Source organism: Vibrio sp. 10N.247.310.24 (assembly GCF_041467175.1).
GTDB lineage: Bacteria > Pseudomonadota > Gammaproteobacteria > Enterobacterales > Vibrionaceae > Vibrio > Vibrio tasmaniensis_A.
The window spans coordinates 1-6,346 of record NZ_JBFSUD010000137.1 but is presented as its reverse complement, the minus strand read 5'-3'; the positions used below and the strand labels follow the sequence as shown (position 1 = coordinate 6,346).

6 protein-coding genes are annotated in these 6,346 nt (G+C 36.7%); all 6 read right to left on the bottom strand.

The features are described from left to right. Window positions 1-52: 52 nt before the first annotated feature. Complete coding sequence (locus AB6E08_RS22460) at window positions 53-883, bottom strand: hypothetical protein (protein ID WP_371705131.1); 831 nt, start codon at window positions 881-883, stop codon at window positions 53-55. Between the two features lie 128 nt (window positions 884-1,011). Then, window positions 1,012-2,421, bottom strand: a complete 1,410-nt coding sequence (locus AB6E08_RS22455) for an EAL domain-containing protein (RefSeq protein ID WP_372063380.1) — start codon at window positions 2,419-2,421, stop codon at window positions 1,012-1,014. 954 nt (window positions 2,422-3,375) lie between these two features. Then, a complete protein-coding gene (locus tag AB6E08_RS22450; protein WP_017099010.1) occupies window positions 3,376-3,528 on the bottom strand; it encodes a hypothetical protein in 153 nt (50 codons plus the stop codon). A gap of 94 nt (window positions 3,529-3,622) precedes the next feature. Then, window positions 3,623-3,979: a hypothetical protein gene (locus AB6E08_RS22445; RefSeq protein ID WP_017099011.1), complete on the bottom strand. Its 357-nt coding sequence runs from the start codon at window positions 3,977-3,979 to the stop codon at window positions 3,623-3,625. Between the two features lie 101 nt (window positions 3,980-4,080). Continuing rightward, window positions 4,081-4,494 carry a lysozyme inhibitor LprI family protein gene (locus AB6E08_RS22440; RefSeq protein WP_017099012.1) on the bottom strand — a complete coding sequence of 138 codons (414 nt, stop codon included), beginning with the start codon at window positions 4,492-4,494 and terminating at the stop codon, window positions 4,081-4,083. Between the two features lie 215 nt (window positions 4,495-4,709). Beyond that, a complete protein-coding gene (locus AB6E08_RS22435; protein WP_372063377.1) occupies window positions 4,710-5,957 on the bottom strand; it encodes a RidA family protein in 1,248 nt (415 codons plus the stop codon). Between the last annotated feature and the right edge of the window lie 389 nt (window positions 5,958-6,346).

The window sequence follows — 6,346 nt, the reverse complement described above, 5'->3', positions numbered from 1 at the left end:
CTCGTTAGTGATTGTACTCACTTAACTCAGTGTCCAAAACTTCTGGTGCGGATCACACTTCCACCTCTGTTAACAAATCATCGCTCATTTTTGTGGTTGTTTGCTTTGCTGATTGATTAGTACCTAGAGAAGAAATATAAACCTTTTTATACCAATTCCTAGCGCCGTTTTCATCTTTGAAGTAGTAATGAACTTGCACATAGCTATTGGGGTTGGTTTGTTGTAAATCTTTTGTATCTGTGAACGATTTCTTTAGACCTGTTACGATATTTTGGGCCTTTAAGGCAAGGTCACTATCTTCAGATGCAATAAAGTCACCATAAATTTTAGCCTCAGAAATATTATATGTGCGAATTGTTTCTGTAAGAGCATGCTCTAACGCTTGGGCCTGTTTAGTTTGTTTTTCTATATCGCTCATTAGATCCTGACACGTATAGTTACTTTTACCATTACTGGTTTCTACTGTCGCCCATAAAGATGAAGTTAAAGGGGTGATAAAACGGTTTTTGAAATCGACCTGTTCTTTAAATTCAGGGGGTAAGACCATACGATAAGCATTTTTCACAGGCCCCAAATCTTCATCAATAGCGCCAACAGGAACATCTACTATCGTTGGAGCATAACCAAGGCATTTATCTTGGGTTTCATTTAGGTCAAACTCATAACTACCACCTTTTGTAGTTAAAGCTCTAGGTTCAGTGTTTGCGTTATACTTACCATCATTATTTATATCTAGAAAAACGGTAGCGCCAACAATATAACCATCGATTACTTTTCCAGTAGCTTTTTTGTGAATTGTCGGATTACTCCCACCATCACCGCCGCCACCACAAGCTGATAAGGCCAGAACGCACAAAATTGGTATCATCATTTTCATTTTCATTTAAATGGATCTCTATTATTTGTTGAGATTTAAAAATATTAAAATAGTAATACTCTTAAATTAGTTAACGAATTCGATTTTGTTTAATGTCATTTACAGCCCTTCACATATTATTATCCATACATATATCAACCTGTTTTCACATTGCTAATTAACCTTCTTGGTTTGGAAAAGTGAAAGCCTTGGAATAAGATGTTAGATTTTTTTGGAAGTAGTCGTAGATGTTGAGGATTTTCAACGCCTTCGACAATCAAGGTTACATCAATACGCTCAGATAGCTTAACCATAAACTTAAGTGTCTCATTGGCCACAATATCTTCCTGACATTTTTGTAGTAACGACTTATCTAGCTTAATAAAATCAAAATATTTTTCTGATAAAAGGTTAAAATTGGAGTAACCACATCCAAAATCATCAATAGCAAATCGAAAACCTGCCCCTTTAAGAGCAATTATATTTTCTTTAGCATAACTATGTAAAAGACCCTCACTATATTCAACTGTTTCAAATACTATCTTACTTCTTAACTCTGGAACTAATTTGGTTAATTCCATTACATCATCATAAAAGTCAACGATACTTAAATCTGCATGACTAATGTTAACACTGATATTAGGAAGTGTATCTTGAGTGTTTTTTGCGTATTCAATTATTTTTTTAAAAATTATAATGGTTAATGAGTAATGTAGGTGCGGCTCCGTTGCCAATAATGGCATAAATACACCAGGACCTCCGAACTCTGTGCGTTTCCACCTAAGCAATATTTCCCAAAGGTACTCTTTAGAAGTATTCATACTATAAACGACGGGTTGATAAAAAAGCTCGAACTGAGTCCCTCCCTTTTTTATATCGTGATGTAAAGCTTGGATTACCGAACGGGTTCTAACGTTTTTTTCATAGTCATTAATGTTATATATGTAGGCACCATCAATAGATTGAAGTGACTTTTTAACACTGTAAGCCATTCTTCTAAACAACTGATTTTTATCTTGGGGTTTATCAAAATTAGATAGGATCATGCTAGCAAGAGAATAATCAAAAGTTAGGGTTTTATCGCCTACTTTCTTTTCATGAGGCAAAGAGAATTGAATTTTTTGTTGCTGCTCAAGGATTTTTTTTTCTTCCCAGGGAGTATCGCTTTCAAATACAAGAACAATGTATTTGTCTTCAAACAAACCGATAACCCTTGGTGAAAGTGTCTCACTTAGGTAGTGATGTAATTCTGTTTTAACTATTCGACTAGTTTTTGAATCGAAAAACTTATAGAAATCTGCAGATCTCCCAACACAGATTACATGCATGATCTTGTAGGTACTTCTGTTTGTTCTTAATAATTTTTCTTGAATATAGTTGATGTTAGGTAAATCTGTTTCTTCACAGAAAAAACGTTTGAGCCTTTGTTTATTTTGTTCTCGTTCAAGTCTTTGCTGAACAAAAGATAGCTTTTTTTTACCTTCCGACGACTTCAGATGAAATGATGTGCATATTATTAGTAATGTAATAAAAAACAGACAAAGTAAATTAACAGTAGACAACACGGCACCCCGAACAAAGTGATATGCATCGCATTTTGCGATGCAACAGAATGATTGTATTCTTACTTATGAGATTCACACAAATAAAAACAAATCTGACCACTTAATAGTCATCTACTTGAATTGAGTGTAATTGTGCAAATTTATAAATATCATGCACGAAAACACCACTAACCGCATATTGTACATCCCGTAATATCCCGACAACTTCATAACATAATAGCCACCAAATTACGCCACAGTGCCATTTCAGGGGGGTAATGATAGCATCGCTTTTTTTAGTATTTATTTACGCTATAAAAAACTGACAGTGATCGCGATATTTAATGGGGAGGGATTGAAATCAGCAACTTTATCTGGGTTACATCACTGCATACCCTTGATGAAACCAATCTGTTTGGAAGTGAAACAAACCATAAATTTAATCAAATGCACGCTAGAGGGTAAGTTAAGTCCTAACGCAAACACCTAATCCTAACCTCAACTATCTGAATAGATGGGAAATCTCAATTGAAAGGAGAACAGGACATTTTGATGGATAAAACTAAATAAAAGAGGGAGTCGTTCTGTATAATTAACTGAACAATAATTGATGATGGGGAAACTAACGAAGAGTCATAGTTCATAGCGACGTAAAGTCGTCAACAGCTAACGTTGTTGTAGGTATTAGCAGAATCATCCAGTACGAATCAGCACTGAGGTAGTAAAGCTACATAAAGGCTGGTCAAGGCAATCTGCAATGAATAGTTTAGTGTAATTACACTAAGCTACTGTCGAATGGGTAGTCGCTGGATATATTTGGCCAGTATTACTGTGAGTTTGCCAAATCATCGGTAGAAGATAACGCAATTAAGGTTACTATGTTTATCTCGGTACCTCTGATTATTTTAGCTTTCACAACAATTCGGCTATCAGTATCCTGCAGTAAGTTATCTCAATGGCCTGTACGCTTTCAAGTCAATAAAACAACCCAACCAACACGACTGACAACAGTACGCCGCCGATAAAACTCGGGCCGTGGAATGGTCTAGCTTTAGATTTAACGTACTCTTTCTGAAGTTCTTCTTGGTAAGTTTTAACGGCGAGTTCTTTTACGTAGTTATTTTGCATAATAAGCTCCTTCTTATTGGGTAAGAGAAGCTTAAGACTTGAAGTTAGGTTGAGGTAAAGAAAAATTTTACATTAATTGATTACTTCGGGATTGTTACTCTAAAATGACTCTGAACACATCATTGTTCACACCGCCAACATCCACTAACTCTCCCGGCTTCATAAGAAGTAAGGTGTTTAATTGGCGCTTTGAACGTGGTGCTCTATTTTCTCTGATCACTAAGATATCAACTAAGTAACCTGAGTTTTGTTTTGATAGTGAGCCCGAGAAAGTAACACTCTCTCTTCTATTGGCTAGAACCGAATTAAATGTTTTATCTTCTAACACACCCGCCGAGATCGACGTCTCACCATAAAAAAGCGTGATAGTTGTCGGATCAGGTGTTAGCTCTTGATTAGATGAACACCCCACTATCGCTAGGCACAACAATAAAATAACTCGAAATTGCATACACTTAATTTTCTTTCTCACATTCTAATTCTATTTTCGGTTCTTGGTACATCGCTTCTATGAACCCCAACTTAATTACCCAGAATCAAGTTTAAGCTTCTTCAATCTGGAACTGAATAGATACCTTCAAAATACTCGATACGCTCTAAAATCATTCTTAGCTTACACTCTTCGATTTGAACCCCGGCCCAAACGGAAGGCGTATACGCTTGACCTATAAATTCACAATCTGCGTCTCTGTATTTCAACCAAGCTTGTTGAGCTCTTCGGAAAGGTCCTTCTAGATCGATGTGAAACTCGATTTTTTGCAATTCGGCTTCTTCCTCGACTATTCGCATAATGGCTTCTTGATATGTTTTATTGAGATCGATGTTTGCTACTTTCATTTTCTCTTCGACACACAGATAACCTGCAGTAACCCCTCCACCTTCAACGTTACAAGGGTCTTCATCATCAACAGCGAAACAAGATGTAGTAACTAACGCCAGTACAATTAATGACTTTTTCAAAAGCATCTCCAATACAGTTCAAAATCTTCGATATCTACTCGACAAGCAGTAGTTCGAATCACCAGTATTGATCATTTCTTCGGGCTCAGGCTAGCTAAACGTTTAACTAACTATTTTTAACGGTATGAGAGTGTTCGGCACAAGCCGACAATTTAAAGAAGGAGCAGATCAGATCATCACCGACAATCTGACCGCTTAGTTTGAAGTGGGTTTAATTATGTTTAAGCAATAACATCTTGTGGTGGTGTACCTTCGCAATTGGAAACGACTGCATCAATTTGAATTAGAGCATTCATAGGAATCTCTGAAACCCCAACCACCGTTCTTGCCGGTAATTCAGCATTAAAGAATGTTGTGTAGACCTCGTTCACTGTATCAATGTCTGAAACATTTTTAAGCTGAATATTAATTTTCACAGTATCGTCCATACAATGATCAACACTTTCAATGATCGCCTTAATATTTTGTAAACATTGTTCCGCTTGCTCTTTTACACCACCAGCAACCATTTCATTTGTTTTCGGGTCTAAAGGTAATTGGCCTGAAATATGATTGTAGTGAGAGAAAGCAACGGTGTGCGAATAAGGCATGAATGGTGCAGCAACAGTATTATTAGCTTCAATAACCAGTAAGCGAGTGTCTTCTGGTAATTGCGGCGGTGTACCGTCACCATGTGAAACGGATGTATCAATTTGAATTAAAGCGCCCATTGGTAGTTCAGCAGCATTAACAACGGTACGAGCAGGAACGTAGCTTGGGAAGAATTTAGCACATACTTCATTTACCACTTCCGCATCTGCGATATTTTTCACGTAGATAGTCGTTTTAACCACATCATTCATGACATGACCGATACTCTCTAGAATCGTTTTAATGTTTGCTAAACATTGTGTCGTTTGCTCTGTGATACCACCTGAAACCAACTCACCTGTATTTACATCGATAGGCAATTGAGCTGAAAGGTTGTTGTAGTGAGAAAAAGCCGCTGTCTGCGTCGATACAGCACTTTGAGGCGCATTATCTGTATTTCTTGAGACCTTAACTAGTGCGCAAGGTGCTTGTGGTTTAGTACCTTCGCCGTTTGAAATAAGAGCATCCATTTGAACTAAAGCGTCACTGTTCGGTAGCGCAGCTACACCCACGACTGTACGTGTCGGCAGGCTGTTGTTGAAGAAGCTTGCGTAAACCTCATCAATAGTATCGATATCAGAAATATTCTTAACGAAAATATTGATCTTTACGACATCATCCATAACATGGTCAATGCTTTCAACAATAGATTTAATATTACTCAAGCATTGTGCTGCTTGGTCTTTAATATCTCCAATAACTATTTCACCTGTTTTAGGGTCAACAGGCAGTTGAGCAGAAAAGTTATTATAATGAGAAAAAGCGACCGTTTGTGTAGATACAGAATTAATTGGTGCATTTTCAGTATTTCTTGAAATTTTAATGATATCGCTACTCATCGGAATTATCCTTTTAATAATATCGGAATACGTATTTATATTTAACAATCGTATTGGAAAGAATGATTAAAGTAGCGCCATGTTAAGTGAATTATTTTAGGGTAAACGTGATATACATCAGACTCTCAGTTGACTATAAATCAGCAAGTTACAGGATAATTAGTCATCAAGCGACTAATTATCCGTCACATTAGGCTTTATCAACTGCTAAATTCTCTTTAATTTTAAGTCTATTCAATAATCCTGAATACTCTCTCAGGTAATTGAAAGGATAATTACCAAAATTTAGATGATATTTGATAGGTTGTTCACACTAAAACTCCGTTACTAGCTAGGCTTACGAATCCCCTCATAATCAGGCGTAAAAACAATGAGGTAGACGCGCATCG